This is a genomic window from Pigmentiphaga sp. GD03639 (assembly GCF_029845405.1).
In the GTDB taxonomy this organism is placed as follows: domain Bacteria; phylum Pseudomonadota; class Gammaproteobacteria; order Burkholderiales; family Burkholderiaceae_B; genus Pigmentiphaga; species Pigmentiphaga daeguensis.
Window position 1 is genome coordinate 122,964 of the sequence record NZ_JAOCLR010000006.1, and the last position, 25,271, is coordinate 148,234.

General features: G+C 68.1%; 28 protein-coding genes. 17 read left to right on the forward strand and 11 right to left on the reverse strand.

The genetic code is table 11. The features are described from left to right. Positions 1-59: 59 nt before the first annotated feature. Positions 60-596 (forward strand): ATP-dependent protease subunit HslV, encoded by a 537-nt coding sequence (gene hslV, locus N5K27_RS08605; protein WP_087782942.1) that lies wholly within the window; start codon positions 60-62, stop codon positions 594-596. A gap of 5 nt (positions 597-601) precedes the next feature. Then, on the forward strand, positions 602-1,918 hold the full coding sequence (gene hslU, locus N5K27_RS08610) for an ATP-dependent protease ATPase subunit HslU (protein WP_087838752.1): 1,317 nt from the start codon (positions 602-604) through the stop codon (positions 1,916-1,918). A gap of 3 nt (positions 1,919-1,921) precedes the next feature. Here hslU and N5K27_RS08615 read toward each other — a convergent pair whose 3' ends face one another. Then, entirely contained in the window at positions 1,922-2,215 is a 294-nt protein-coding gene (locus N5K27_RS08615) for a copper-binding protein (protein WP_087838665.1), read from the reverse strand. Positions 2,216-2,313: 98 nt separating this feature from the next. Further along, on the reverse strand, positions 2,314-2,745 hold the full coding sequence (gene cueR / locus N5K27_RS08620; RefSeq protein WP_087838751.1) for a Cu(I)-responsive transcriptional regulator: 432 nt from the start codon (positions 2,743-2,745) through the stop codon (positions 2,314-2,316). Positions 2,746-3,161: 416 nt separating this feature from the next. Between cueR and argB the strand changes: the two genes are divergently transcribed. The 3 genes from argB to slmA all read left to right on the forward strand — a co-directional run bounded on the left by argB (position 3,162) and on the right by slmA (position 5,611). Next, entirely contained in the window at positions 3,162-4,091 is a 930-nt protein-coding gene (argB, locus tag N5K27_RS08625) for an acetylglutamate kinase (RefSeq protein ID WP_087838664.1), read from the forward strand. Positions 4,092-4,240: 149 nt separating this feature from the next. Beyond that, a complete protein-coding gene (locus N5K27_RS08630) occupies positions 4,241-4,963 on the forward strand; it encodes a pyrimidine 5'-nucleotidase (RefSeq protein WP_254914585.1) in 723 nt (240 codons plus the stop codon). A 69-nt stretch (positions 4,964-5,032) separates the two neighbouring features. Then, complete coding sequence (slmA, locus tag N5K27_RS08635) at positions 5,033-5,611, forward strand: nucleoid occlusion factor SlmA (protein WP_087838663.1); 579 nt, start codon at positions 5,033-5,035, stop codon at positions 5,609-5,611. Positions 5,612-5,632: 21 nt separating this feature from the next. On the opposite strand, the gene N5K27_RS08640 is transcribed toward slmA, so the two are convergent. The 5 genes from N5K27_RS08640 to gpmA all read right to left on the reverse strand — a co-directional run bounded on the left by N5K27_RS08640 (position 5,633) and on the right by gpmA (position 10,581). Next, positions 5,633-6,028 carry a VOC family protein gene (locus tag N5K27_RS08640; RefSeq protein WP_087838662.1) on the reverse strand — a complete coding sequence of 132 codons (396 nt, stop codon included), beginning with the start codon at positions 6,026-6,028 and terminating at the stop codon, positions 5,633-5,635. Between the two features lie 31 nt (positions 6,029-6,059). Continuing rightward, the gene (moeB, locus tag N5K27_RS08645; RefSeq protein WP_087838661.1) at positions 6,060-6,830 is read right to left on the reverse strand and encodes a molybdopterin-synthase adenylyltransferase MoeB; all 771 of its coding nucleotides are present in this window, start codon (positions 6,828-6,830) and stop codon (positions 6,060-6,062) included. Then, on the reverse strand, positions 6,827-8,341 hold the full coding sequence (locus N5K27_RS08650) for a S41 family peptidase (RefSeq protein WP_087838660.1): 1,515 nt from the start codon (positions 8,339-8,341) through the stop codon (positions 6,827-6,829). The genes moeB and N5K27_RS08650 overlap by 4 nt, the downstream gene beginning before the upstream one ends. A 132-nt stretch (positions 8,342-8,473) precedes the next feature. After that, positions 8,474-9,832, reverse strand: coding sequence for a peptidoglycan DD-metalloendopeptidase family protein (locus N5K27_RS08655; RefSeq protein WP_087838659.1), 1,359 nt, complete (start codon positions 9,830-9,832; stop codon positions 8,474-8,476). After that, entirely contained in the window at positions 9,829-10,581 is a 753-nt protein-coding gene (gene gpmA / locus N5K27_RS08660; RefSeq protein WP_087838658.1) for a 2,3-diphosphoglycerate-dependent phosphoglycerate mutase, read from the reverse strand. Before gpmA ends, N5K27_RS08655 begins: the two co-directional genes overlap by 4 nt. A gap of 294 nt (positions 10,582-10,875) precedes the next feature. Here gpmA and N5K27_RS08665 point away from each other — a divergent pair, with 294 nt between their 5' ends. The 6 genes from N5K27_RS08665 to N5K27_RS08690 all read left to right on the forward strand — a co-directional run bounded on the left by N5K27_RS08665 (position 10,876) and on the right by N5K27_RS08690 (position 14,875). Then, the gene (locus tag N5K27_RS08665; protein WP_279815810.1) at positions 10,876-11,280 is read left to right on the forward strand and encodes a rhodanese-like domain-containing protein; all 405 of its coding nucleotides are present in this window, start codon (positions 10,876-10,878) and stop codon (positions 11,278-11,280) included. Between the two features lie 4 nt (positions 11,281-11,284). Further along, complete coding sequence (gene grxC / locus N5K27_RS08670; protein ID WP_087838657.1) at positions 11,285-11,560, forward strand: glutaredoxin 3; 276 nt, start codon at positions 11,285-11,287, stop codon at positions 11,558-11,560. A gap of 116 nt (positions 11,561-11,676) precedes the next feature. Continuing rightward, positions 11,677-12,183: a protein-export chaperone SecB gene (gene secB / locus N5K27_RS08675; RefSeq protein WP_087838656.1), complete on the forward strand. Its 507-nt coding sequence runs from the start codon at positions 11,677-11,679 to the stop codon at positions 12,181-12,183. A gap of 14 nt (positions 12,184-12,197) precedes the next feature. Continuing rightward, entirely contained in the window at positions 12,198-13,244 is a 1,047-nt protein-coding gene (locus N5K27_RS08680; protein WP_279815813.1) for an NAD(P)H-dependent glycerol-3-phosphate dehydrogenase, read from the forward strand. Next, complete coding sequence (locus N5K27_RS08685; RefSeq protein ID WP_279815815.1) at positions 13,245-13,829, forward strand: TIGR00730 family Rossman fold protein; 585 nt, start codon at positions 13,245-13,247, stop codon at positions 13,827-13,829. A 116-nt stretch (positions 13,830-13,945) separates the two neighbouring features. Then, positions 13,946-14,875, forward strand: coding sequence for a tripartite tricarboxylate transporter substrate binding protein (locus tag N5K27_RS08690; RefSeq protein ID WP_132979665.1), 930 nt, complete (start codon positions 13,946-13,948; stop codon positions 14,873-14,875). A 127-nt stretch (positions 14,876-15,002) separates the two neighbouring features. Here N5K27_RS08690 and N5K27_RS08695 read toward each other — a convergent pair whose 3' ends face one another. Together N5K27_RS08695 and N5K27_RS08700 are read right to left on the reverse strand one after the other, a co-directional pair. Then, positions 15,003-15,797, reverse strand: coding sequence for a DUF2182 domain-containing protein (locus N5K27_RS08695; protein ID WP_279815816.1), 795 nt, complete (start codon positions 15,795-15,797; stop codon positions 15,003-15,005). Then, entirely contained in the window at positions 15,778-16,554 is a 777-nt protein-coding gene (locus tag N5K27_RS08700) for a DUF899 domain-containing protein (protein WP_279815818.1), read from the reverse strand. Before N5K27_RS08700 ends, N5K27_RS08695 begins: the two co-directional genes overlap by 20 nt. 120 nt (positions 16,555-16,674) lie before the next feature. Here N5K27_RS08700 and N5K27_RS08705 point away from each other — a divergent pair, with 120 nt between their 5' ends. Both N5K27_RS08705 and N5K27_RS08710 read left to right on the forward strand, forming a co-directional pair. Continuing rightward, positions 16,675-17,895 (forward strand): helix-turn-helix domain-containing protein, encoded by a 1,221-nt coding sequence (locus N5K27_RS08705; protein WP_279815820.1) that lies wholly within the window; start codon positions 16,675-16,677, stop codon positions 17,893-17,895. Between the two features lie 50 nt (positions 17,896-17,945). Then, complete coding sequence (locus N5K27_RS08710; RefSeq protein ID WP_279815822.1) at positions 17,946-18,584, forward strand: PQQ-binding-like beta-propeller repeat protein; 639 nt, start codon at positions 17,946-17,948, stop codon at positions 18,582-18,584. Between the two features lie 39 nt (positions 18,585-18,623). Here N5K27_RS08710 and N5K27_RS08715 read toward each other — a convergent pair whose 3' ends face one another. After that, the gene (locus N5K27_RS08715) at positions 18,624-19,340 is read right to left on the reverse strand and encodes an FCD domain-containing protein (protein WP_087838650.1); all 717 of its coding nucleotides are present in this window, start codon (positions 19,338-19,340) and stop codon (positions 18,624-18,626) included. A 260-nt stretch (positions 19,341-19,600) separates the two neighbouring features. Here N5K27_RS08715 and N5K27_RS08720 point away from each other — a divergent pair, with 260 nt between their 5' ends. The 4 genes from N5K27_RS08720 to N5K27_RS08735 are packed head-to-tail and all read left to right on the forward strand — an operon-like array spanning position 19,601 to position 24,082. After that, positions 19,601-20,587 (forward strand): tripartite tricarboxylate transporter substrate binding protein, encoded by a 987-nt coding sequence (locus N5K27_RS08720; RefSeq protein ID WP_087838649.1) that lies wholly within the window; start codon positions 19,601-19,603, stop codon positions 20,585-20,587. Next, positions 20,584-21,564, forward strand: coding sequence for an ornithine cyclodeaminase family protein (locus N5K27_RS08725; RefSeq protein ID WP_087838648.1), 981 nt, complete (start codon positions 20,584-20,586; stop codon positions 21,562-21,564). Before N5K27_RS08720 ends, N5K27_RS08725 begins: the two co-directional genes overlap by 4 nt. A 24-nt stretch (positions 21,565-21,588) precedes the next feature. After that, a complete protein-coding gene (locus N5K27_RS08730; RefSeq protein WP_087838647.1) occupies positions 21,589-22,617 on the forward strand; it encodes a dihydrodipicolinate synthase family protein in 1,029 nt (342 codons plus the stop codon). A gap of 19 nt (positions 22,618-22,636) precedes the next feature. Then, positions 22,637-24,082, forward strand: a complete 1,446-nt coding sequence (locus tag N5K27_RS08735; RefSeq protein WP_087838646.1) for an NAD-dependent succinate-semialdehyde dehydrogenase — start codon at positions 22,637-22,639, stop codon at positions 24,080-24,082. Between the two features lie 37 nt (positions 24,083-24,119). Here the strand turns inward: N5K27_RS08735 and N5K27_RS08740 are convergent, their stop codons facing one another. After that, positions 24,120-25,244, reverse strand: a complete 1,125-nt coding sequence (locus tag N5K27_RS08740; RefSeq protein ID WP_132979590.1) for a cobalamin-independent methionine synthase II family protein — start codon at positions 25,242-25,244, stop codon at positions 24,120-24,122. Positions 25,245-25,271: the final 27 nt, after the last annotated feature.

Here is a 25,271-nt window from a genome sequence, read left to right on the forward strand (position 1 = left end):
GTTTTCGCTCGCCGGCCCGGCGCGCCAGCGCGGGGCCTCGGGCCCATCAGGAAGAGCAAATGGAACAATTCCACGGCACGACCATCATCAGCGTGCGCCGCGGCAACCGCGTTGCCCTGGGCGGCGACGGGCAGGTCACCCTGGGAAACATCGTCATGAAGGGCAGCGCCCGCAAGGTGCGGCGCCTGTACAAGGATTCGGTGCTGGCGGGTTTCGCCGGCGCCACGGCCGACGCCTTCACGCTGATCGAGCGTTTCGAAGGCAAGCTGGAAAAACACCAGGGCCACCTGCTGCGCGCGGCGGTAGACCTGACGCGTGACTGGCGCACCGACCGCGTGCTGCGCCGGCTCGAAGCCATGCTGATCGTGGCCGACCGGGAATCGACGCTGGTGCTGACCGGCAACGGCGACGTGCTGGAGCCCGAGCACGGCCTGGCGGCCATCGGTTCGGGCGGCGCCTATGCACAATCGGCCGGCCTGGCACTGCTGCAGAATACCGACATGGCACCCGAGGACATCGTCAGGAAGTCGCTGGCGATCGCGGGCGATCTTTGCATTTACACCAACCAGCATCACACCGTCGAGGTACTGGAATGAACATGATGACCCCCGGTGAGATCGTCTCCGAACTGGATAAATACATCGTCGGCCAGGACCGCGCCAAGCGTTCCGTGGCCATTGCGCTGCGCAACCGCTGGCGTCGCCAGCAGGTGGCCGAGCCGCTGCGCCACGAGATCCATCCCAAGAACATCCTGATGATAGGCCCGACGGGCGTGGGCAAGACCGAGATCGCCCGCCGCCTGGCCAAGCTGGCCGATGCGCCCTTCGTGAAGGTCGAGGCCACCAAGTTCACCGAGGTGGGCTACGTGGGCCGCGACGTCGACACCATCATCCGCGACCTGGCCGAGGTGGCCGTCAAGCAGGTGCGCGAAGCGGAAATGCGCCGCGTGCGCACGCAGGCAGAGGACGCCGCCGAAGACCGCATCCTGGACGTGCTGGTGCCACCCGCGCGCGACGCGATGGGCAACCCGCAGCGCGACGACAATGCCGCGCGCCAGACCTTCCGCAAGCGTCTGCGCGAAGGCCAGCTCGACGACAAGGAGATCGAGATCGAAGTGGCCCAGCCGGTGCCGCAGATGGAGATCATGTCGCCGCCGGGCATGGAGGAAATGACCGAGCAGATCCGCGGCATGTTCGCCGGCCTGGCCCAGGGCAAGAAGAAGGCGCGCAAGCTGCGCATCAAGGAAGCCTTCAAGCTGCTGGTGGACGAGGAGGCCGGCCGCCGCGTGAACGAGGAAGAGCTGCGCACCAAGGCGTTGGCCAGCGTGGAACAGAACGGCATCGTGTTCCTGGACGAGGTCGACAAGATCGCCACCCGCCAGGAGACCAGCGGGTCGGACGTCTCGCGCCAGGGCGTGCAGCGCGACCTGCTGCCGCTGGTCGAGGGTACGACCGTCAACACCAAGTACGGCATGGTCCGCACGGACCACATCCTGTTCATTGCGTCGGGAGCCTTCCACCTGTCGCGGCCGTCCGACCTGATCCCCGAGCTGCAGGGGCGCTTCCCGATCCGGGTCGAGCTCGATTCGCTGTCGGCCAAGGATTTCGTGCGCATCCTGTCCGAGACCGATGCGTCGCTGGTCAAGCAGTACACCGCGCTGCTCGAAACCGAGGGCGTCAGGCTGGAATTCACCGACGATGGCATCGAACGCCTGGCCGAACTGGCCTTCGCGGTGAACGAGAAGACCGAGAACATCGGCGCGCGCCGGCTGTACACGGTGATGGAAAAACTGCTGGAGGAACTGTCGTTCGACGCGACCCGCAAGAGCGGGGAAGTGGTGCGCATCGATACCGACTACGTCAACCGGCAGCTGGAAGAAGCCGCGGCGCACCAGGACCTGGCGCGCTACGTGCTGTAAGCCTTATTTCGGCTGGATGGCCGTGATCGTGTATTGGCCGTTGATTTTTTCGGCGGCGAACCGCACGTTGTCGCCGGCCTTGATCTGGCTCAGCATCGAGGGGTCGGCCACCTTGAAGACCAGCGTCATGGCCGGCAACTGAAGGTTGGAGATCGGGCCGTGCTTGAGGGTGACCTTGCCGTTCGCCGCGTCGATGCGGCGCACCTCGCCTTCGGCATTGAGCGCCTGCGCAAGCGCGGCGCCCGCGGTCAGCGCGAGCGCGGCGACCGTGGCGATCAGGGCGAGTAGACGTTTCACTGCATTCTCCTTCTTGCGATAGACGCGGCGGGCAAGCCGCCGATACCCGAAATGCTAACAGGGTCGACCGGCGGGCTACCCGGGCATGGGGATTGGTTTCATCCGTTGCAGGTATGCTCGGCCAGGCCGCGCGTGCCCATGCCCGGGGTCGCCAGCCCGCTCAGGATGGGGCAGTCCGGACGGTGGTCCCCATGGCAGTGGGAAGCAAGCTGCTCCAGCGTGGCCTTCATGGCCTGTAGACCCCGGATCTTCTCGTCCAGTTCATCGATGTGGGCGCAGGCCAGGCGCTTGACCTCGGCGCTGGGTCGGCCGCGGTCATTCCAGAGTTCCAGCAGCGTTCCGATCTGCGGGATCGAAAAGCCCAGGTCGCGCGCATTGCGAATGAACTGCAGCGTATGGACATCGCTTTCGCCGTAGAGCCGGTAGCCGGATTCGGTGCGGTGGGCGGGCGGTATCAATCCTATGGATTCGTAATGCCGGATCATCTTGGCCGAGACGCCCGATGCCTCCGAAGCCTGTCCGATGTTCAACGCCTGCATGGTGATCTCCTGACCTGGAATGGGACGATTCTAGACCTTCCCATCATGTCAAGGTAAATACGGCCAATCCGCGGTATTTCAAGCTTCGCGCCTTTTGTGGACAACCCTGGGGGCAAGGCTGTGGAAGACCGTTGGAAACCTATGTGGACAACATGTGGGCAACCTTGTGGAAAGGCTGTGGGCAAGCTGTGGGTTTCCTGGGGAAATGCAGTGGAAAACCGGGGGCGTTCATGTGGAGAAGCTGTGTGGAACCCTGTGGGGAAGCCGTGGACAGCCCTGCGGACAAGCCTGGGGAAAAGGCCGGGACAAGCGGGGGATAACGGCGGGATATCCTGTGGACGGAATCCGGCTGGCGCAGTGGCTACAATTGAGCCTGTTTGTCCATTCCTTCCCTCAGGCGCGCCGCCATGACCGACACCCATCAAGCAGATTCCTCGTCTCCCGAACACGGACCGCTGGCTACGCTCACGCCCCGGATCAAGGCCGGCGTGCTGGCCGAAGCCCTGCCGTACATCCGCCGTTTCCACGGCAAGACCATCGTGGTCAAGTACGGCGGCAACGCCATGACGGAAGAACGCCTGCAACGCAGCTTCGCGCATGACGTGGTGCTGCTCAAGCTGGTGGGCCTGAACCCCATCGTCGTGCATGGCGGGGGCCCGCAGATCGACGACGCGCTCAAGCGCGTCGGCAAGCAGGGCAGCTTCGTGCAAGGCATGCGCGTGACCGACGCCGAGACCATGGAAGTGGTGGAGTGGGTGCTGGGCGGCCAGGTCCAGCAGGACATCGTGATGATGATCAACGAGTTCGGCGGCAAGGCCGTGGGCCTGACCGGCAAGGACGGCGGCCTGATCCGCGCCCGCAAGATGCTGATGCCGGACAAGAACAACCCCGGCGCGCAACTGGACCTGGGCTTCGTGGGCGAGATCGCGTCCGTCGACCCGTCGGTGGTGAAGGCGCTGCAGGACGACCAGTTCATCCCTGTCATCTCGCCCATCGGCTTCGGCGAGGACGGCATGGCCTACAACATCAACGCCGACCTGGTGGCGGGCAAGATCGCCGAGGTGCTGCACGCCGAGAAGCTGATCATGATGACCAACACTCCGGGCGTGCTGGACAAGAACGGCAACCTCTTGACCGGCCTGACCGCCAGCAAGATAGACGAGCTGTTCGCCGACGGCACCATCTCGGGCGGCATGCTGCCCAAGATCTCGTCGGCCCTGGAAGCCGCCAAGAGCGGCGTGAATTCCGTGCACATCGTCGACGGCCGCGTCGAACACTGTCTGCTGCTGGAAATCCTGACCGCGCAAGGCGTGGGAACCATGATCAAAAGCCACTGATGGGGGCCATGTTCGCCGGTCCGCCCGCATCGCCCCCTGGGGGGCGCGCGCAGCGCGTAGGGGGGGACCTCTACGTAAGTGAAGTTGCCGCGGCGGTTACTGGGGTACCTTCGGTGGCGTCGGCGCCGCGGCGGCAGGTGCGGCGGCCGTTGAGCCGCGTGCGGGTGACGCGGCGGCCGGCGGGCGCGGGGAAGGGGGAGCCGGTCTGGTTCTTCGACCTGGACAACACGCTGCACGATGCCTCGCACGCCATCTTCTCGCACATCGACCTGTCCATGACCCAGGCGGTCATGGAGACACTGAACGTGTCCGAGGAAGAGGCCCACGTGCTGCGCAAGCGCTACTGGCAGCGCTACGGCGCGACGCTGATCGGCATGGTCCGGCACCACGGCGTGTCGCCGGCGGAGTTCCTGCACCGCAGCCACAGCTTCGACATCCGCCCGCTGGTGCGCGCGGACAAGGATTTGCGTAACCGGTTGTCACGGCTGCCCGGACGCAAGATCCTGTTGACGAACGCGCCACACAATTACGCCCGCACCATCCTGCGCCATCTCGGCATCCTGCACTGCTTCGACAGCCTGTGGGCGGTCGAGGACATGCGCTTCCATGGTGAATTCCGGGTCAAGCCTTCGCCGGCTTTGATGCGCCACGTCATGGCCATGGAGGGAGTAAGCGCTAACAATTCAGTGCTGGTCGAAGACACGTCCGCCAACCTGCGCGGCGCTCGCAAGGCCGGCATGCGCACCGTCTACGTCCGCCATCCGGGCACGCCGTTCGCCAAGACGCATCGAGGACGCCCGCTTTTCATCGACCTTCAAGTAAACTCCGTCAGTCACTTGTTGTTACAGCGTCGCGCCCTGCGCCGTAGTTAGCCGTTTCCGTCTGGGGCGGCCCTGCGAAGCGGGCGATTTTTCCTCCTTTGCACGGAAACCCACCGCGACATGGCCTCTAGCAAGACGAGCGAGCGCAAGACCCAGATCCTCCAGATGCTGGCCGAAATGCTCGAGCATCCCAAGGGCGAACGCATCACCACCGCGGCGCTGGCCGCGCGTCTCCAGGTTTCCGAAGCCGCGCTGTACCGGCATTTCGCCAGCAAGGCGCAGATGTTCGAGGGCTTGATCGAGTTCATCGAAAGCTCGGTGTTCGGCCTGTTCAACGTGATTTCCGAATCCGAGACCAGCGGCCTCGCGCAGGCGCGCAAGGCCATCCTGATGCTGCTGACCTTCGCCGAGCGCAACAAGGGCATGACGCGGGTGCTGATCGGCGATGCGCTGGTGTCCGAGGACGAACGCCTGCAGGAACGCATGAACCAGTTCCTGGACCGCATCGAGGCCTCGCTGCGGCAGTGCCTGCGCAACGCGCTGGCCTTGAACGAGCTGCCTCCCACCGACGACATCCATGCCCGCGCCAGCCTGATCCTGCATTTCATCCTGGGACGCTGGCAGCGCTACGCCAAGAGCGGCTGGAAGAAGTCGCCGTCGGAATTCCTGGACGTGCAGATCCAGATCATGCTGGCCTGACCGCCGCCGTCCGGTGGCCAGTCAGTCGCGGCCGGTGCCTTCCCAGCCGCTTTTCGAGATGTCGAACACCACGCCGAAGGGGTCCTTGAACTTCTTCTCGAAGTTCTTCTTTTCCGGATCGTTGCCCAGCGAGAAGAAGAACTTGCCGCCGGCCGCCTCGATCCGGCGCTCGGCCTCGGCCAGGTCGTCGACCTGGAAGCCGAAGTGGTGCACGCCCGCAAAACCGCTGGACGGCGCCAGCGGATGGCCTTCTTTGTACTGCAGCAGGGCCAGGTTGGTGCTGCCGTCCGACAGGTAGATGCCCGAGCCCATTTCCAGGTCGTCGCGCCCGACGCGCTTCATGTCGAACGCGGTTTCGTAGAAGGTGGCGGCTGCCTCGAGATCGGGGACGACCAGCGCGATGTGCTTGATCTTCATGGGGACCTCCCAGGGCGGGCGCCGATACCGTTCAGGAGGCGGGTGGATGCGCGGGACGCCCGCCGCACACCGGGCAGCCCGCGTCCCGGCCCACCCGCACTTCGTGCCATTTCATCGCCAGCGCGTCCAGCATCAGCAGGCGCCCCGACAGGCTGGTGCCGATGCCCGCCAGCAGCTTGATCGCCTCGGCCGCCTCGGTCGAACCGACGATGCCCACCAGCGGCGCGAATACGCCCATGGTGGCGCAATTGACTTCGTCGACGTCCTCGCCGTCGGGGAACAGGCAGTGATAGCACGGCGCATCGCCGCGCCGCAGGTCGAACACGCCGACCTGGCCGTCGAACCGGATGGCCGCGCCCGAGACCAGCGGCTTGCGGTGCCGGACACAGGCGCGGTTGATGGCGTGGCGGGTGGCGAAGTTGTCGGTGCAGTCCAGCACGATGTCGGCGGCGGCCACCTGGGCGTCCAGCGCCTCGTCCATCAGCCGCTGGGTCAGGGCCTGGACGGCGACCTCGGGGTTGATAGCGGCCAGGGTCTGCTTGCCGGATTCGGCCTTGTAGCGGCCCACGCGGTCGGTGGTGTGCAGGATCTGGCGTTGCAGGTTGGTCAGGTCGACGGTGTCGTCGTCGGCCAGTACCAGGTTGCCCACGCCTGCCGAAGCCAGGTAGAAGGCGGCGGGCGAGCCGAGTCCGCCCGCCCCGACGATCAGGGCACGCGCCTCCAGGAGGCGCTGCTGCCCTTCGATGCCGATTTCGTCCAGCAGCACATGCCGCGAATAGCGCAGTAGCTGCTCGTCGTTCACTTGGCCGGCGCGGGAACGGGTTGCTCGGGCGGCGCGGGGACGGGCGCGGCGGGCTTCTCGTCCTTCGTGGCGTCCTTGGCCTTTTCGGCGGGAGTCTTGTTCCGCTCGGCCAGTTCGGCGGCGGCCTTGGCCACGTCTTCGGCCTTGGCCAGCTGCACCGGCTTGCCGGCCAGCAGGTTCAGCGCCTGCGCGAGCTGGAAGTCGTCGGCGCTGCCGAACTCGATCGGCTTGATGGTCTTGCGCTCGGCGGCCTTGGCCGGATCCTGGGCGGCCGACTTGATCTCGCCGTTTGGATCCTTGTCGTTCAGCAGGTGCTTGGCCAGGTCGGCTTCGCGCGGCCGCTCGTACAGGTCGCCCTCGGGCGTGTCGGTGACCGGGTAGTCGGGCACGATGCCCTTGGCCTGGATGGACCGTCCGTTGGGCGTGTAGTAGCGCGAGGTGGTCAGCTTGATGGCCGAGTCGCGCGAGATCGGCAGGATGACCTGTACCGAGCCCTTGCCGAAGGTCTGGGCACCCAGCACCCGGGCGCGCTTCTGGTCCTGCAGCGCGCCGGCCACGATTTCCGAGGCCGAGGCCGAGCCGGCGTTCACCAGCACCACCATGGGCACGGTCTTGGTCCAGGCCGGCAGGCGCTTGATGTAGTCGTCGCTGCTGCGCAGGTAGTCGGCCGGATTGGTCTGGTACTTGCGCTTGGCGTCGGCGGTGCGGCCGTCGGTGGAGACCACCAGCGTGTTCTGCGGCAGGAAGGCGGCCGAGACCGCGATCGCGCTGTGCAGCAGGCCGCCCGGGTCGTTGCGCAGGTCCAGCACCAGCGCCTTGGGCGCGCCGCTCTTGCCCAGGCGTTCGAGGTGCGTGGCCAGGTCGGCGCCGGTCTGCTCCTGGAACTGGGCGATCCGCACGTAGGCGGTATTGCCGTCCAGCATCTTGCTGCGCACGCTCTGGACCTTGATGATGTCGCGTTCGATCTTGACGACGATGGGCTGGACCTCGTTCTTGCGCACCAGCGTCAGCGTGATCGAGGTCTTGGGCTTGCCGCGCATCAGCTTGACCGCATCGTTCAGCAGCAGCCCCTTGGTGGACTTGTCGTCGATCTTGACGATGAGGTCGCCGGCCTTGACGCCCGCGCGCGCGGCGGGGGTGTCCTCGATGGGGGAGATGACCTTGACGAAGCCGTCCTCGGTGCCGACTTCGATGCCCAGGCCGCCGAATTCGCCTTGCGTGGCGGTCTGCATTTCGCGGTAGGCGTCGGCGTCCAGGTAGGCCGAATGCGGGTCGAGATCGGACAGCATGCCGGCGATGGCGCCGTCGATCAGCTTCTTGTCTTCGACCGGCTCGACGTAGTTGTTCTTGATGGTGGCGAAGACATTCGAGAACTGCCGGAGTTCTTCCAGCGGCAAGGGGCCACGGGTTTCCCGCTGCGCCACGGCGGTGATGCCCAGGCTGACCAGGACACCGGCGACCACGCCCAGGCTGACCAGGCCGATACTGCGAACTTTACTCTTGCTGCCCATGTATTCCTCCGGGCCCCGGTTCGGGACGTCAAGCTTTGACATCCCAGGGCCTCGCGGGTTCTCGTCGATAGGTTGAATGTGCTGGGGAAGGCGCGCAAGCGCGCGTGCGATCAGGATATCCGGGTAGGGGGGTCAGCGCAACGAGGCCCACCGCAGCGGGTCGAACGGCGCGCCTTGATGCCGCAGTTCAAAGTATAGGCCCGATTCCGCCTGCCCTCCGGTGGCGCCCACGCTGGCCACGACGTCGCCGCCCTTGACGTCGTCGCCGACGTGGCGAAGCACCGACTGGTTGTTGCCGTAAATCGACAGGTACTGGCTGCCGTGGTCGATGATCAGGAGATTGCCGAAGCCTCGCAGCCAGTCCGCGAAGACCACCTTGCCGGCGGCGACCGCCCGTACCTCGGTGCCTTCGCTGGCGCGGATGAAGACGCCCTTCCAGGTGCCGCCTTCGCCGCGGGCGGCGCCGAAGCGGCCCACGATGTCGCCCCGCACGGGCAGGCGCAGGCGGCCGCGCAGCTTCTCGAACTGGCCCGCCAGCGAGGCGTCGGGCAGGGTGTCGTTGCGCGCCACCGCGCGCTCGGGCGGGGGCTCGGGGGGCGGTGGCGGGGGAGGCTTGCCGGCCTCGCGCGCGGCCTGTTCGGCGGCGCGCTGCGCGGCGGCCCGCCTGGCCGCTTCCTCCGCCCGGCGGGCGAGTTCCGCCTTGCGCGCCTGCTCGGCCTTGCGGCGGGCTTCCTCGGCGCGCCTGGCCAGCATGCGGGTCAGGTCCTCGATCACGCGCGACAGGCGCTGCTCGTCGCGCGCCAGGCTGGCGGCCTGGCGGCGCTGGCTGTTCAGCTTGGACGAGATGTCGGCCAGGACCTTGCGGCGCTGCTCGGACTGCTTGAGCAGTTCCTGGCGCTGGTTGTTCTCCTCGGACGCCAGTTGTTCCAGCTCGCTGCGCTTGGTGTCGGCCTGGGCCCGCAACTGCGCCAGTTCCTCCAGCTCGCCCTGCAGCTCGGTCACGGTGTTGGCGCGGGCCTGGGCGATGTAGCCCAGGTAGGCGAGATTGCGGTTCAGCCGCTGCGGATCGTCGCCCGACAGCAGCGCGCCCCAGGGCGTGAGGCCACCCACCGCGTACTGGCGGCGCAGCAGGTCGGCCAGGTGGGCCTGGCGCTGGGCCAGGTTCTTTTCCTTTTCGGCAATGGCCTGCTTCTGGCGCTCCAGCTCGGCATTGGCCCGGCGCTGGGCGTTGCCCAGCTCGACCAGCCGGCGGTTGACCTTGGAGATGGTCTGCTCCGACTCCTTCAGGGCGTCGGCCGCGTCGGCGTGTTCTTCCTCGCCCTCGGCGATGTCCTTCTTGAGCGCTTCCAGTCGCTTGCGCAGGGCTTCGCGCTCGCGCGCCACGGCCGCCGGGTCGGAGGGCGCCTTGCCCGCGTCGGCGGCGGCCGCGGCAAGCGGCCAGCCCGCCGCCGCGGGCAAGGCGATCAGAAGTATCGCCGCGAGCCGCTTCACTTGGCCTTGGCCTTTCCTTGCGCGGCCACGGCGGCCATGGCGGCGGCGATTTCGTCCGCGTTGCCCAGGTAGTAGTGGCGGATCGGCTTGAGGTCGTCGTCCAGCTCGTACACCAGCGGCTGGGCCGTGGGGATGTTCAGGCCGACGATGTCGTCGTCCGAGATGCCGTCCAGGTGCTTGATGAGCGCGCGCAGGCTGTTGCCGTGGGCGGCGATCAGCACCCGCTTGCCGGCCTTCAGCGACGGGGCGATGGTCTCGTTCCAGTAGGGAACGACCCGGGCCACGGTGTCCTTCAGGCATTCGGTGGCGGGCAGTTCGTCGGCCGGCAGGCCGGCGTAGCGCGGATCGAAGCGCGGGTGGCGCTTGTCGTCCGCGGACAGGGGGTTCGGGGCGATGGCGTAGGCGCGGCGCCAGACCAGCACCTGTTCCTCGCCGTACTGGGCGGCGGTCTCCGCCTTGTTCAGGCCTTGCAGGGCGCCGTAGTGGCGCTCGTTCAGGCGCCAGCTGTGCTCGATCGGCAGGTACATGTGGTCCATGGCGTCCAGGGCGATCCACAGGGTGCGGATCGCGCGGCGCAGGACCGAGGTGTAGGCGAGGTCGAAGTCGTACCCTTCCTGCTTGAGCAGTTCGCCCGCCTTGCGGGCTTCTTCGCGGCCCTTGTCCGTCAGGTCGACGTCGGTCCAGCCGGTGAAGCGGTTTTCAAGGTTCCATTGGCTTTCGCCATGACGCATCAGTACGAGTTTGACCATGTCCCGGGAGCGCAGGGGCGCTGCGCGTAAAGGTTGAATACAATTCGGCTGCCCGCCCGAAAACGGCGGGGACTGACGGCAGCAGCCCGTTGAAAAAGCGGCTGCCTATCCCGACATTTTATAATCCTGCGGCATTGTCTTTGCCGCGGGGCCGGAATCGGGCCGCCGCAACGGCAAAAATCCGGCGGATCTTGTGGTTTTCCCGCCGTTTTGCGAATTCGTAAGCGCGCGTAACGCCAGGCTGTCCGGCCGGCGGGGCGTGTGTTCCTCCCACCAGGTTTCCAGGGTCCGCTCGTGAAATTCATCCTCGACAACATTCTCCTGATCGCATTGGCCCTCGTGTCGGGCGGCATGCTGCTGTGGCAATCGCTGCGGGGCGGCCAGGCCGGGGGGGCCATGAGCGCGGCCGAAGCCACGGCCGCGGTCAACCAGCGCCAGGCGGTGTTCGTCGACGTGCGCCCGGCGGCCGATTTCGCGGCCGGGCACATCGCCCAGTCGCGCAGCGTGCCGCTGGCCGACCTGGCACAGAAGGCGGCCGGCCTGCCCAAGAACAAGCCGCTCATCCTGGTGGGCGGCAACGGCCGCGACGCGGCCAAGGCGGTGGCCCAGTTCAAGGCCCAGGGTTTTGCCGAGGTCAGCAGCCTGTCGGGAGGACTGTCCGGCTGGGTGCAGGCGGGCATGCCCATTGCGAAGGGATAGCGCCATGCAGAAAGTCCTGATGTATTCGACGGGGTATTGCCCCTTTTGCATGCGCGCCGAGATGCTGCTCAAGCAGCGCGGCGTGCAGGAGATCGAGAAGGTGCGCATCGATGCCGAGCCCGAGCGCCGGGCCGAGATGATCGAGCGCACCGGCCGGCGCACCGTGCCGCAGATCTACATCGGCGATACGCACGTGGGCGGTTTCGACGAACTCGCCGCGCTCGACCGCGCGGGCGGGCTGCAACCCCTGCTTGCCGGCCAGGCGACGCAGGACCAGTGATTTCGTTGTAGCCGGGGCGCGTCCCCGGCGTGTTCTTTTGGTGCATACGTTTCGGCTCCGCGCGTACCGGGGGCCGGGTTCAGCCAGCAGGCTTTCCGTTTCCAGACTTTCTCCCCATGTCCGACAATCAAGAGCAGCAAGCCCCCGTGTTCAACATCCAGCGCGTCTACCTGAAAGACCTGTCGCTGGAGTTGCCCAACGCGCCCCAGATCTTCCTGGAAACCGAGCAGCCCGGAGTCGAGGTCGCCATCGACGTCGGCGCCCAGGCGCTGGCCGAGACCGTCTTCGAAGTGACCGTGACCGCCACCGTGACCACCAAGGTCGGCGACAAGGTCCTGTACCTGGTCGAAGGCAAGCAGGCCGGCATCTTCGAACTGGCCAACATTCCGCTGGAGCAGCTCGACCCCATCCTGGGCATCGCCTGCCCCGGCATCATCTACCCCTACCTGCGCAGCAACATCGCCGACGCCATCACCCGCGCGTCGATGGCGCCGCTGCACCTGGCCGAGGTGAACTTCCAGGCCATCTACGAGCAGCGCGTGGCCCAGGCCGCCGCCGAGCAGCAAGTCGCCCAGGCCGGCAACGATGCCGGCCTGATCCTGCCGCCGGGCACCAAGCACTGAGCGGCCGCGGCATCATGGCGGACATGGCGCCGGGCCTGCGCGTCGCCGTCCTGGGGGCGGGCAGCTGGGGCACGGCGCTTGCCGCCGCCTGCGCCCGCGGCCATGCCACCATGCTGTGGGCGCGCCGTCCCGAACTGGCGCGCCGCATCGCCGATACCCACGAGAACGCCGATTACCTGCCCGGGGTCGCGCTGCCGCCGGATCTGCGCTGCACGAGCGAACTGGACGACCTGTTCGGCCACCTGCGCGGTGCCCCGCGCCCGCTGCTGATCCTGGGCGTGCCGGTGGCCGGCATGGAGCAGGCCTGCCGCGACGTGGCGGCAGGCGTGGCCCGCCACGGCATCAGCGACCTCGCCGTGGCCTGGACCTGCAAGGGCCTGGACGCGGGCACCGGCCGGCTGCCGCACGCCATCGCTGAGGCGGCGTTCGCCGGCGCGGCCGGTATTTCCACCGGCGTGCTGTCCGGCCCGTCCTTCGCCCGCGAGGTGGCCCGCGGGCTGCCGGTGGCGCTGACCATCGCCAGCGCCAGCGCGGAACTGCGCGACCGCGTGACCGATGCGCTGCACGGCGGCGCGATCCGCGTCTACGGCAGCGAGGACATCGTCGGCGTCGAGGTCGGGGGCGCCGTCAAGAACATCATGGCCATCGCCTGCGGCATCGGCGACGGCCTGGGCATGGGCGCCAACGCCCGTGCCGCCCTCATCACCCGAGGCCTGGCCGAGATGACGCGCCTGGGCGTGGCCCTGGGCGCGCAGGCCGACACCTTCTCCGGCCTGACCGGACTGGGCGACCTGATCCTGACCGCCACCGGGGACCTGTCCCGCAACCGCCACGTTGGCCTGGAAATCGGCCGCGGCCGGTCGCTGGACGAGATCCTGGGCGACATGACCCAGGTGGCCGAGGGCGTGCGCTGCGCGCCGGCCGTGCGCGACCTGGCTCGCCGCTGCGGGATCGAGATGCCGATTACCGAGGCCGTCTGCTCGGTGCTGTTCGACCGCGTGCCGCCGGCGCAGGCGGTGTCTCGCCTGCTGGCTCGTGATCCGAAGGTGGAAGGAAACTAGATGGATGCGGTTTGTGTGTATTGCGGCGCCAGTGCCGGGAACGATCCTTTCTTCGCCGAGGTGGCGCGCGACTTCGGGCGCGCGGTGGCGGCGCGGGAGATGCGGCTGGTGTACGGCGGCGGCAGTGTCGGGTTGATGGGGCACGTGGCCAATGCCGCGCTCGAGGCGGGCGGGCAGGTGACCGGGGTCATCCCCGAGCGGCTGTGGGAAAAGGAAGTCGGGCACAAGGGCCTGACCGACATGTACGTCGTGCCCACCATGCACGCCCGCAAGGCCCGCATGGTCGAGCTCTCGGATGCCTTCGTCGCGCTGCCCGGCGGTTTTGGCACGCTGGACGAACTTTTCGAGGTGCTGACCTGGCAACAGATCGGCTACCACTCCAAGCCGGTGGGGTTGCTCAACGCCAACGGCTATTACGATGCCTTGCTTGCCTTCGCGCGCCATGCCCATGAACAGGGGTTCGTGCGCGCCGTGCATCTCGAGGCGCTGATCGTCGACACCGATATCGACCGCCTGCTGGACCGCCTGGCCAGCGCGCAGCCGGTACATGTGGACCGATGGGTCAAGAACAGCGACGCGGTGTGAAGCAGTCCCGCCCGCCAGTCCAACATCCAATAACGGAGATATCCATGCATTCTTCCGCCTCCTCCGCGCCGGCCCTGCGCCGCCGCCTGCTCGGCGCGGCCGTGGCCGCCGGCCTCATGGCCGCCACCCCCGCCTTCGCCCAGCACGACTGGCCCAGCCGGCCCATCAAGCTGGTCGTGCCGTTCCCCGCCGGCTCGTCGCCCGACATCATCGCGCGCGTGATCTCGCAGCCGCTGGCCAAGCAGCTCGGGCAGGCGATCGTGATCGACAACAAGCCCGGCGCCGGCGGCAACATCGGTACCGGCACGGTGGCCCATGCCGCGCCGGACGGCTACACCATGCTGTTCACCATCAACGGACCGCTGGCCACCGCCCCCGCGCTCTACACCAAACTCAACTACGACCCGCTGAAGGACCTCGCGCCCGTCACGCTGGTCGCCACCAGCCCCAACGTGCTGGTCGTGCCGCCTTCGCTGAACGTCGACTCGGTCGGCGCCTTCACCTCGCTGGTGAAGAAGGAGCCCGGCAAGCTTAACTACGGCACCGTCGGCGCGGGCAGCTCCGCCCACCTGGCGATGGAATTGCTCAAGGGCAAGGAAAACCTGGACATCCTGCACGTGCCGTACGCCGGCTTCCCGCAGGTCGTGACCGCCATGCTGGGTGGCCAGGTGCAGGCCGGCTTCATGGTGCCCGCCATCGCCATGCCGCAGGTGCGCGACGGCAAGCTCAAGGCCCTGGCCGTGACCAGCACCAAGCGCAGCCCGGCGCTGCCCGACCTGCCGACCATGGGGGAGCAGGGCGTGCCCGATTTCGAGGTCATCTCCTGGCAGGCCATCCTGATGCCCGCGGGTACGCCGCAGCCCATCATCGACCGGCTGAACAAGGAGCTGGTGCAGATCATCAAGAGCGAGGAAGTGCAGAAGCAGCTGACCGCCCAGTACTTCACCGCCGCGCCGTCCACCCCGGCCGAACTGACCGCGCTGATCAAGAAGGAACAGCAGACGCTGGGCGCGGTGATCAAGCGCTTGAACCTGACGCTCGATTGAACGGGACCCCGTCCTCTTCAAGCCAAGGCGCTCTCCGGAGCGCCTTTTTTTTCCAGATGAGAACGTCCCCTGGGGGGCAGCGCCGCCGCACAGCGGCAAGCGCGGGGGCTATTTTCCATCTGGCGCTTCAGGCCAGATGCACCGCTCGTGCCAGCATGAACGCGCCGGTCGCGGCCAGGACCAGCCCGGTGACGCGCGCCACCCGCAGTCCCCCGGGTGCGAGGCGTTCGCCGGCCGTGGCCGCCGCGGCGATCGCCATCGCGCGCCAGTCCATCATGCCCACGGCAAGCAGGCTGGCGGTCAGGCCGGCGCAGGATACGCCGCAGCGCAGCCCCAGCCGCAGTCCGTGGCGCCATGCCGCGCCGGGATGCGCGCGGGGCATGGCTTCGCAGGCATCCACGCGGCAGCCCGCCAGGTAGCGGGCCTTGAGCGCGGTGAACTGGAACAGGCCGCCGGCCAGGACGGCCGTCGCGGGGGCGAGGCGCGCCAGCGCGGGGGCCTGCGCTTGCAGCGCGGCCAGGGCGGCGCCCGATGGAAACACCAGGAAGCCAAGCAGGGTCCACGTGCAGAAGTAGCCCAGGCCGACCACCGCGGCCAGTCCATCCGCGTGGCGCGATCCCGCTTCGTGCAGGCTACGGCGATAGCGCCATAGCGCCGGCGCGATCGAAGGGAGCATCATCGCCACCGTCATGGCCGTCCACATGCCCAGGAAGGCCGCGAGCACACCGGGCCACGTTCCACCCGGCGGCGGCAGCCAGGACATCGCCGCCATGTTCCCGCACAGGACGGCCATGCCGCGCATGGCCTGCATGGCGGCATTCCAGGCCAGGACGGCGGCGGCGAGCGCCAGCGCCGTGCCGCCCACGAAGCGCGTGCCGGCATGCCGCCACGCCGCCCGCATCTCAGCGCCTGCCGTATTCATCGCGCCGGCGCCACCAGACTCCCTGCTCATTGCGCCCCAGCGGCGCGCGGTCCAGCCACTGGTACATGCCCCAGAGTCCGTCCAGCCCGCGCGCGTAGGTGGAATAGGTGTGGTAGACGGTGCCGTCCTGGATCGCGAAGGCGCTCATGCCTGGGCGTTCGCGCAGGTAGGTGTTCGTGTCGGTGCCGCACATCGCGGCCAGGCGGCCATCGACGCGCTGGCCGGTGTCAGCCGGGGCCGGGTGGCAGCCGCAGGCGGGTTCGCGCCGGTAGTTGTAGGCGATGCCTTGTTCGAACTGCTGGGCCTCGGTGTGCGAGACGCTGAAGTCGAAGTTGAAGTCGGCGTCCTGGGACGAGGCCCAGGGAAAGCGCCAGCCCATGCGCTGCCTGTACGCCAGCAGCCTGGCCAGCGGCGCGCGCGAGACTGCCATCAGCGTGACGTCGTGGTTGGCCAGGTGGACGGCGAAGCCGTCGAAGCTGTCGGCGATCGACGAGCAGGACGGGCATCCCGCCTGATAGTCGGGACCGAACATGAAGTGATAGACGAGCAGTTGCGATCGTCCCTGGAAGAGATCGGCCAGCGATGCGCTGCCTTGCTCCGTGTCGAAGCGGTAGTCCTTGCCGATCGCCACCCAGGGCAGCGCCTGCCGCTGCCGGGCCAGTGCGTCCGATTGGCGCGTCAAGGCCTTCTCGGCCTCCAGCAGATCGAGCCGCGCGGCCAGCCATTCTTCCCGTGTGCCTGTCGTATGTCGCATCATCGTTTCTCCTTGGATTTCCCGCGGGTCGGACCCGATCGGCGCGATCGGCATGCGGGAGGCGTGTGCTAGATTAGGATCGGGCCGCCGGACGGCGGGAGTGACAAATGTGGCGGGATTCGGATGGATGCGTTGATAGCCGAGGCCGCCCGGGCGCTGGCCGCCGGTGATCCCTTCGGGGCCTTGAACCGCGTGGCGCTGCGCGACGATCCGCCGGCACTGGCGCTGCGCGGCATCGCGATGGCCCAGCTTGGCGAATTCAGCCGCGCCAGGATGCTGGTGCGGCGGGCGGCTGGCGCGTTCGGACCCCGGCAGGCCCTGGCCCGCGCGCGATGCGTCGTGGCCGAGGCCGAGATCGCGCTTGCGTCGCGTGAGCTGGCCTGGCCGGACAAGGCGCTGGCGGCCGCGCGCGCCACGCTCGAGGCGCATGGCGATCTGGCCAATGTCGCGCACGTGCGCCACCTGGAAATCCGGCGTTGCCTGTTGATCGGTCGCCTGGCGGAGGCTGAACAGCTGCTGGCCGGGGTCGATGCCGGTCCGCTGACGGTTGCCGCGGCGGCCATCCATGAACTGCTGGCGGCGGGGATTGCAATGCGGCGCCTGCGCACCGCCGACGCCCGGGCGGCGCTGGCACGGGCGGAACAGGCCGCGAACCGCGCCGGTATTCCCGCCCTGCAAGCCGAAGTCAGGCAGGCCGCCGCCGTCCTGGACATGCCCGCGGCCCGGCTGAGATGGCAAGGGCAGGAGCGCCTGGTCGCGCTGGCGGAGGTGGAAGCGATGTTGGCCTCGGATGCGCTCGTGGTCGATGCCTGCCGCCATGCGGTGCGCGAGGGGAGGCTGGTGGTGCCGCTGGCGCGGCGCCCGGTCTTGTTCACGCTCGCGCGCATGCTGGGCGACGCGTGGCCCGCCGACGTGGCCCGCGAGACGCTGATCGAGCGCGCCTTCCGCACGCGGCATCCCGACGAGACGCATCGTGCGCGACTGCGTGTGGAGATAGGCCGCCTGCGCAAGGCGCTGGCGGGACTGGCGGACGTCGGTGCGACGCGGCGCGGCTTCGCGCTGGCGCCATGCCGGGCGCGCGATGTCGCCGTGCTGGCCCGGCCCGTGGAAGGGCCCCACGCGGCGGTGCTGGCCCTGCTGGCGGACGGCGAATCGTGGTCGAGTTCGGCGCTGTCGCTGGCGCTGGGCGCCAGCCAGCGTACCGTGCAGCGGGCCCTGGACGAACTGGCCGGAGCGGGCAGGGTGCAGGCCACCGGCCGGGGGCGGGCTCGCCGCTGGCTGATGCCGCCGGTGCCCGGGTTCGCGACAACCTTGTTACTCCCGGCCGCGTTGCCGGAGGGCTAGGATGCCTCCATGGACATCCCGTTCCTTGACCCTACCAGCGAGCAAAAGCCATGAAGACATCGACAGCCCACATTCTCCGCGAGTACGGCCCTTTTCCCGGTGCCGAAGGCGTGCACGGCGTGACCTACGACGGCAAGAACGTCTGGTTCGCCACCGGCGACCGGCTCAGCGCCATGGACCCGGCCAGCGGCGAGGTCCAGCGCTCCATCGAGATCCCGGCGAATGCCGGCACCGCGTTCGACGGCCGGCACCTCTACCAGATCGCCGACGGCCACATCCGCAGGATCGACCCGGAAACGGGGCGGGTGCTGGCCACCATCCCGTCGCCGGCCGGCGGCGAGGACTCGGGGCTGGCATGGGCGGAAGGATCCTTGTGGGTGGGCCACTACCGCGCGCGCAAGATCCACCAGATCGATCCCGAGACCGGGAAGATCCTCCGCTCCATCACGTCCGAGCGCTTCGTCACCGGTGTGACCTGGGTCGACGGCGAGCTTTGGCACGGCACCTGGGAAGGCGACGCCAGCGACCTGAGGCGCATCGATGCGCGCAGCGGTGAAGTCCTGGCGAAGCTGGAGATGCCGCCGGGCACTGGCGTGTCGGGCCTGGAGTCCGATGGCGCCGACCGCTTCTTCTGCGGCGGCGGCACGAGCGGGACGCTCAGGTCGGTACGGCGCCCGGCGCGTGCCTGAACGCCCCCCGGTCCTGGCTTGCCGCCCGGGCCGGGGAAGTCAGATCCGGCCCAGCAGATTGGTCCGCGCGTGCACGATGTGTTCGAAGATTTCCCGCCGCGCGGTGTCCGCATCGCGATGCTTCAAGGCTTGCACGATGCGGCGGTGTTCCGCCTCGTATTCCCTGCGCCGTTCGGGCGTCACGATCTTCTTTTTCAGGAAGCCCCATTCCCCGCTGTTCCGCACCTCCGCCAGCAGCCTGAACATGCCGACGAACAGCGCGTTGTGGGTGGCCAGTGCCAGCTGCTCGTGCAGCGCGTTGTCCCAATGCTCGAACTCCTCCAGCGTGTCGGCGGCCTCGGACCGCGCGCAGCAGGACTCGAGCCGTTCGAAGTCGGCCAGGGTGGCGTTGCTGACGATGAGCTCGACGATCATGGGTTCCAGCAACAGCCGTGCTTCCATGATCTCGGCCGGGCTGGCCGACGGAATCGCCAGCAGCTTGCCCGCAGCCGCCACGATGCCCGGTGCGGCGCCGGACGGCGTGTCCGAGACATAGGTTCCGCTTCCCACCTTCTGCACGATCAGGCCCTGGTCCCGCAGCTCTTGCAGCACCCGGCGCAAGGCGGACCGGCTGACGCCGAAATCCGCGCACAGGCTGCGCTCGGTCGGCAGGCGGCTGCCGGGCGCCCATTTTCCCGTACGCAGGCCGTCTAGCAATTCCGCGCGCAGCGCCTGGACAGGATCGGCGCGGACCTGGAGGCTGGGGGACGGGAGCATGTCTGGTCCTATATTGGTTCAAATTGGTTTCATTGTAAGGCGCTGAACGGTATTGAATCTAGGTGAAAACACCAGGAATGTCGCGGGAAGAATGGCTTTATAGTTCGACAAATCAATACCATTGAAAACCAAATAAAACCAATTGGTCGGATGAAAGGCAGATCCGGCCATCCAGCCAGGATGGCGGGCCCGGCAGCCGGGCCGCCTGCAAGGCGCCGCCAGAGCGCCGCCAGACCACTTTCACATGGAGACAGACCATCATGAAAACCACGCTGTGGGCCGCGGCATTCGCCGCCCTGTCGCTGGTCGCCGCGCCCGGCGCGCGGGCGGAGTATCCCGACCGGCCGGTCAACCTGATCGTTCCCTTTCCCCCGGGCGGCACGGCGGACAACATGGCTCGCGCGCTGCAGCCCGCGCTTCAGCGCGCGCTCAAGCAGACCGTGGTGGTCGTCAATCGCCCGGGGGCGGGCGGCGCCATAGGCGTGAGCCAGGTCGCCAATGCGCCGGCCGACGGCTATACGATCCTGTGTTCGCTGCTGAGCGTGGCCAGCCTGCCCGAGCAGGCGGTGGTCAACAAGCAGAAGCCGCCGTTCACGCTGGAGCAGCTCACGCCCATCGCGATGCTGAGCGCCGAGCCGGTGGCCATGGTGGTGCCCGAGGCCAGCCCCTACAAGACCTTTCCTGACTTGATCGCGGCGGCCAAGGCCAGGCCCGACGCCCTGACCTACGGGTCGACCGGCTTCTTCGGCGAGGTGCACGTGCGCACCGCCGCATTCGCGGACACGGCGCACATCAAGGTCCGGCACATTCCCTACCAGGGGGGAGGCCCGCTGGTGACCGCGCTGGTGGCCGGCGAGGTCGATTTCGCGCTGCTGTCGCGCTCGCTGTCGCTGACCCAGGTCAAGGCCGGGCGGCTGAAGTACCTGGCCACCGCCGGCGACGAACCATGGACCGATCCGGCCGGCCTGCCCCGGATGAAGGATGGCGGCGTGGACTTCGACTCGGTCGCGGGCACGGCCATCTTCATTCCCTCCGGCACGCCGCAGACGGTGGAGCGCAGGATCCGGCAGGCGGTGGAGGCCGCGGCCGGCGATCCCGAGTTCAAGAAGATCGTGTCCAGCGCGGGCGGCGAGGTCAAGTATTCCGCCGGAACCCAGTTCGCGGCGTTCTGGGCCTCCTACGTGAAATCGATCGCGGCCATCACGCACCGCATCGCCGCGACCGAGACGCGGGAGGTGGCCAAATGAGCGGCACGGCGCCGGTCTTCATCGGCACCGACGCGGTCGAGCGGGTGCTGACCTGGGACGCGTTGGTGGCCGCGCTGCGCGAGGCCTATGCCCAGCGCCACGACGAGCACATCAGTCCGCCCCGCACCTTCGCCCGGGGCGACGGCGCGTCGCTGCGCGCCCTGGCCAGCGTGCCGCCCGGCAAGCGCTTCATGGGCGCCAAGGTGTTCGGCCGCGGCCGCAACCGCGGCATGAACTACCTGATTTCGCTGGCGGACCAGGACACGGGCGAGATCCGCGCGCTGCTCGACGCCAACAAAATCACCGCCTATCGCACCGCGGCCACCTCGGCGCTGGCGGTCGACTGCCTGGCGCCCCGGCGGCCGGTGCGGCTGGGCGTGCTGGGCAGCGGCGCCGAGGCGCGCGCCCACGTCCAGGCCATCGCCTCGCTGCGGCAGGTCGAGGGCTTGCGGATCTACAGTCCCACGCCGGCCAACCGCGAGCAGTTCGCGCGTGATTTCGAAGCGGCGCTGGGCGTGCCGTGCCGGCCGGCGGCTACCGCGGCGGCGGCAATGGAAGGCGCCGACATCGGCATCGCGGCCGCGCGGTCGCGCGACGAGACGCCCATCCTGCATGCCGACGCGCTGCGCGACGGCATGGTGCTGGTATCGGTCGGCTCCACGCTGCCGCAGCAGCGCGAGATCGACGCCTCGGTGGTCGAGCGCTGCGACCTCATCGTCTGCGACATGCCCGACGAGGTCAGTGCCGAGTCCGGGGACATGCTGGAGGCGCGGGCCCGCGGCATCGATTTCGCCCCCAGGCTGCGCTCGCTCAACCAGCTGGTGCGCGGCGAGATCGCGGCCGGCGCCCGGCTGCCGATGTTCAAGTCGGTGGGCTCGGCCTTGCAGGACATCGTCGCGGCCGAGCTCGTCTTCGACCTGGCCACCCGCGCGGGGCTGGCCGTCGAGCTGCCCATCGCCTTCACCTACAAACAATAGATTTCTTCGCACAGGAACTGGAACATGGCCTCCTACCAACGACACGAAGCCCGCGACTGGGCACACGAACACCTGCGCGGCGTCGCCAACGTCGTGATCCCTTCGTTCACCGCCGACCTCAAGGGCCTGAACGAGCAGGGCATCCGCCACGACATCCGCCATGAGATCGAGCTGGGCTTCTCCGGCACGCTGATGGTCTCGGAAGTGGCCATCACGCTGCCCGAGTACGAGCAGTTCTTCGCGTGGGCGAACGACGAATCGCGCGGCCGGCTCAAACTCATCCACCATGCCAGCTTCAACACGCTGGAAGAGAACATCGAGGCGGCGAAGATTGCCGAGCGCAACGGCGCCGAGCTGATCCTGCTGTCCTATCCGGCCAACTTCTACGCCCGCACCTCGCAGGACATCTACGACTACACCAAGGCCTTCTGCGACGCGACGGACCTGGGCGTGATGCTGTTCCAGGTGCCCCACTGGGGCTTCGAGCGCGTCCACCCGTCCGACCTCGAGGCGCCGCTGATCCGGCGCCTGCTGGACGACTGCCCGAACATCGCCGCGCTGAAGGCCGAGGGCGGCATGCCCAGCATCATGGGCTGGGTCGAGGCCTATCGCCTGTTCAGCAAGGACGTGGTCGTGACCATGCCGCTCGAACAGTACGCACTGGCGCTGGCCCAGCTCGTGCCCATCCAGTTCATCGGCACCAGCGACACCGAGTACTACGGCGGCATGATCCCGCGCATCTTCAACCTGATCCAGGAGAAGAAATACGACGAGGCCACGAAGCTCTACTGGCAGCTGACGCCGGCGCGCAAGGCGCGGGCCGCGGCCAATTCGTATTCCTCGCAGACCCAGTTCCTGAACCGCATGCTGTGGAAGTTCGAGGGTTGGCTCAATGGCTTCAACGGCGGCCCGGTGCGCCAGCCGACCATGCGCATCAACGAGAACACGATGAACAGCCTGCGGCAGGCGCTGGTCAAATCGGGCCTGACGCCCACCGACTCGCCCAACGGCGATTTCTTCGTCGGCCGTCATCCCATGGATACCGCCGCCTGACGCCATGCGCGAGATCCCTATGCTATCCATCGCCAATCTGCCCACCGGTCTCTACATAGACGGCAACTGGGCGCGGCCTTCCCAGCCACGTTCGTTCACGGTGTCGGACCCGGCCACGGGCGAGTCGGTCGCCCAGGTGGCCGACGCCGGCCTGGACGACGCGCGCGCGGCCGTCGACGCCGCCGCGGCGGCCTTGCCCGCGTGGCGCGACACACCGCCGCGCACCCGGGCCGAAGTGCTGCGCAAGGTCCACCTGCTGATGCTGGAACGGCTGGAGGAACTGGCGCGCATCATCACGCTGGAGAACGGCAAGCCGCTGGCCGACAGCCGGGCCGAGATCCGCTATGCCGCCGAGTTCTTCCGCTGGTATTCGGAAGAGGCCTGCCGCAACCTGGGATCGGTCAGCCAGGCGCCGGCCGGCGGTTACCGGATCCTGGTCCAGCATCAGCCCATAGGCGTCGTCGCGCTGGTCACGCCATGGAACTTTCCCTCGGCCATGGGGGCGCGCAAGATCGCTCCCGCGCTGGCGGCCGGCTGCACGGTGCTGGTCAAGCCGGCCTCGCTGACGCCGCTCAGCATGCTGGCGCTGGCCGGCATCCTGGCCGAGGCGGGCGTGCCGGACGGCGTGGTCAACATCGTGCCGACGTCGCGCTCGGGCCCGTTGGTGGACCTCTGGCTGCACGACCCGCGCGTGCGGCTGGTGTCCTTCACCGGTTCGACCGAGGTGGGACGCATCCTGCTGAAGGCAGCCGCCGACCAGGTCCTGAAGACGCCGATGGAACTGGGCGGCAACGCCCCTTTCCTGGTGCTGGACGACGCCGATGTGGAGGCCGCGGTCGACGGTGCGATGATCGCCAAGATGCGCAACATGGGCGAGGCCTGCACGGCGGCCAACCGCTTCTATGTCGGAGCGGGGGTCTACGACGCCTTCGTCCGGGCCTTCGCGCAGCGCATGCGCGAACAGAAGATCGGCCATGGCCTGGACGAGGCCAACCAGGTTGGCAGCCTGATCGACGCCGCGACCCGCGACAAGGTGGAGGAATTGGTCCAGGACGCCGTGTCGCGTGGAGCAAAAGTATTGTGCGGTGGGGAAAGGCTGCCCGGTCCGGGCTACTTCTATCCGCCCACCGTCCTGGGCGACGTTCCCGCCGACAGCCGCGTGCTGAGCGAGGAGATCTTCGGCCCCGTCGCGCCCATCGTGCGCGTGGCGTCCGAGGACGAGATGGTGGAACTGGCCAACGGCACGGAATACGGCCTGGCCGCGTACCTCTACACGCGCGACCTGGCCAAGGGCTTGAAGCTGGCGGAGCGGCTGGAGTTCGGCATGGTGGCGCTGAACCGGGGGCTGGTGTCGGATCCGGCGGCGCCGTTCGGCGGGGTCAAGCAGAGCGGGCTGGGCCGGGAGGGCAGCTGGGAGGGTATGCAGGAATACATGGAGACCAAGTACGTGTCGGTGCAGTGGTAGGCGGCCCGCCTGCCCGGGCCGCTCCTTCCGTGTCCGCCTATCGGGCGGCGCTGGCCCGGTCGGCGCCGTCGCGCAGCGCCGACAGCTTCATCCAGGTCACGGCCGGATCGATCTTGCCGTAGTTCGCGAAGGTGCCGAAGCCGCAATCGGTACTGGCCACCACCCGGTCTTCGCCCATGAACGAGACGTAGCGCTCCAGCCGCTGGCGGATCAGTTCCGGATGCTCGACGTAGTTCGAGCAGCTGTCGATCAGCCCGGGGGCCAGGATCTTGTTCTCGGGCCGGGCCGCGCGCCAGATTTCCCATTCGTGTTCATGGCGCGGGTTGGCGGCTTCGAACAGGATGGTGGCCGGCCGGGCCGCCAGGATCAGGTCGATGACCTTTTCCAGCGCGATGTCGCAGTGGTGGGGGCCTTCGTAGTTGCCCCAGCAGATGTGCATGCGCAGCTTCTCGGGCGGGATGTTGCTAGTGGCGGCGTTCAGGGCCTCGACGTTCTGCCATGCCCGCTTGATGAACTCGGCCTCGCTCAGGTTCTGGTAGCCGGTGTGGGCGGCCATGGCCAGGTCCGGGCAGTCCAGTTGCAGGTCGAAGCCCGCCGCCACGATGGCCTCGTATTCGGGGCGCATGGCCTCGACCAGGTCCGCCAGGTAGGCCTCGTGCGTCGGATAGTGCTTGTTGGGCTGGAACGCGGTCACCAGCCCCGGCGAGGCCGCGTTCATGAAGGCCCGACGGCCCTGGCCGTGGCGCTCGACGGCGGACTTGAAGCGGCGGATGTCGGCGTGGCAGGGCTCCATGGTGCGCAGCTTCACCGGACCGACGCAGGCGGCGCGCACGAACTCCTGGGAGCCCATGATGGCGGCAAGTTTCTTGCGCAGTTCGGGAAAGTCGGCCAGGTCCTTGGCGGGCTGCCGGTCGATGTGGCCGCCGAAGCCTTCCAGCCGTTCGGTGATGTAGGTGGCATAACCGACCTTGCCGAGTTCGCCGTCGCTCATGATGTCGACGCCGGCCTGGACCTGTTTCTGCACCGCGCCGTCGATGGCCGCTTGCACGGTCCGCTCGAACTGGTCGAGATCGACTTCCTGGCCATGGTCGCGCGCAAGCAGCAATTGCGCCAGTTCGTCGCCGCGGGGAAGACTGCCGACGTGGGTGGTCAGAATGGGCATCGCGTTCCTCCTTTTCGTATCCGTATC

What these genes read in the sequence shown, in the direction of transcription:
- N5K27_RS08725 (WP_087838648.1), top strand. Translation starts at nt 20,584, where the DNA reads ATGAGCGGCACGGCGCCGGTCTTCATCGGCACCGACGCGGTCGAGCGG.
- N5K27_RS08740 (WP_132979590.1), bottom strand. Translation starts at nt 25,244, where the DNA reads ATGCCCATTCTGACCACCCACGTCGGCAGTCTTCCCCGCGGCGACGAA.
- secB (WP_087838656.1), top strand. Translation starts at nt 11,677, where the DNA reads ATGTCCGACAATCAAGAGCAGCAAGCCCCCGTGTTCAACATCCAGCGC.
- N5K27_RS08710 (WP_279815822.1), top strand. Translation starts at nt 17,946, where the DNA reads ATGAAGACATCGACAGCCCACATTCTCCGCGAGTACGGCCCTTTTCCC.
- hslV (WP_087782942.1), top strand. Translation starts at nt 60, where the DNA reads ATGGAACAATTCCACGGCACGACCATCATCAGCGTGCGCCGCGGCAAC.
- grxC (WP_087838657.1), top strand. Translation starts at nt 11,285, where the DNA reads ATGCAGAAAGTCCTGATGTATTCGACGGGGTATTGCCCCTTTTGCATG.
- N5K27_RS08730 (WP_087838647.1), top strand. Translation starts at nt 21,589, where the DNA reads ATGGCCTCCTACCAACGACACGAAGCCCGCGACTGGGCACACGAACAC.
- N5K27_RS08700 (WP_279815818.1), bottom strand. Translation starts at nt 16,554, where the DNA reads ATGATGCGACATACGACAGGCACACGGGAAGAATGGCTGGCCGCGCGG.
- N5K27_RS08715 (WP_087838650.1), bottom strand. Translation starts at nt 19,340, where the DNA reads ATGCTCCCGTCCCCCAGCCTCCAGGTCCGCGCCGATCCTGTCCAGGCG.
- argB (WP_087838664.1), top strand. Translation starts at nt 3,162, where the DNA reads ATGACCGACACCCATCAAGCAGATTCCTCGTCTCCCGAACACGGACCG.
- N5K27_RS08705 (WP_279815820.1), top strand. Translation starts at nt 16,675, where the DNA reads ATGGATGCGTTGATAGCCGAGGCCGCCCGGGCGCTGGCCGCCGGTGAT.
- slmA (WP_087838663.1), top strand. Translation starts at nt 5,033, where the DNA reads ATGGCCTCTAGCAAGACGAGCGAGCGCAAGACCCAGATCCTCCAGATG.
- N5K27_RS08650 (WP_087838660.1), bottom strand. Translation starts at nt 8,341, where the DNA reads ATGGGCAGCAAGAGTAAAGTTCGCAGTATCGGCCTGGTCAGCCTGGGC.
- N5K27_RS08685 (WP_279815815.1), top strand. Translation starts at nt 13,245, where the DNA reads ATGGATGCGGTTTGTGTGTATTGCGGCGCCAGTGCCGGGAACGATCCT.
- N5K27_RS08640 (WP_087838662.1), bottom strand. Translation starts at nt 6,028, where the DNA reads ATGAAGATCAAGCACATCGCGCTGGTCGTCCCCGATCTCGAGGCAGCC.
- N5K27_RS08695 (WP_279815816.1), bottom strand. Translation starts at nt 15,797, where the DNA reads ATGAATACGGCAGGCGCTGAGATGCGGGCGGCGTGGCGGCATGCCGGC.
- hslU (WP_087838752.1), top strand. Translation starts at nt 602, where the DNA reads ATGACCCCCGGTGAGATCGTCTCCGAACTGGATAAATACATCGTCGGC.
- gpmA (WP_087838658.1), bottom strand. Translation starts at nt 10,581, where the DNA reads ATGGTCAAACTCGTACTGATGCGTCATGGCGAAAGCCAATGGAACCTT.
- N5K27_RS08720 (WP_087838649.1), top strand. Translation starts at nt 19,601, where the DNA reads ATGAAAACCACGCTGTGGGCCGCGGCATTCGCCGCCCTGTCGCTGGTC.
- N5K27_RS08735 (WP_087838646.1), top strand. Translation starts at nt 22,637, where the DNA reads ATGCTATCCATCGCCAATCTGCCCACCGGTCTCTACATAGACGGCAAC.
- N5K27_RS08680 (WP_279815813.1), top strand. Translation starts at nt 12,198, where the DNA reads ATGGCGGACATGGCGCCGGGCCTGCGCGTCGCCGTCCTGGGGGCGGGC.
- N5K27_RS08690 (WP_132979665.1), top strand. Translation starts at nt 13,946, where the DNA reads ATGGCCGCCACCCCCGCCTTCGCCCAGCACGACTGGCCCAGCCGGCCC.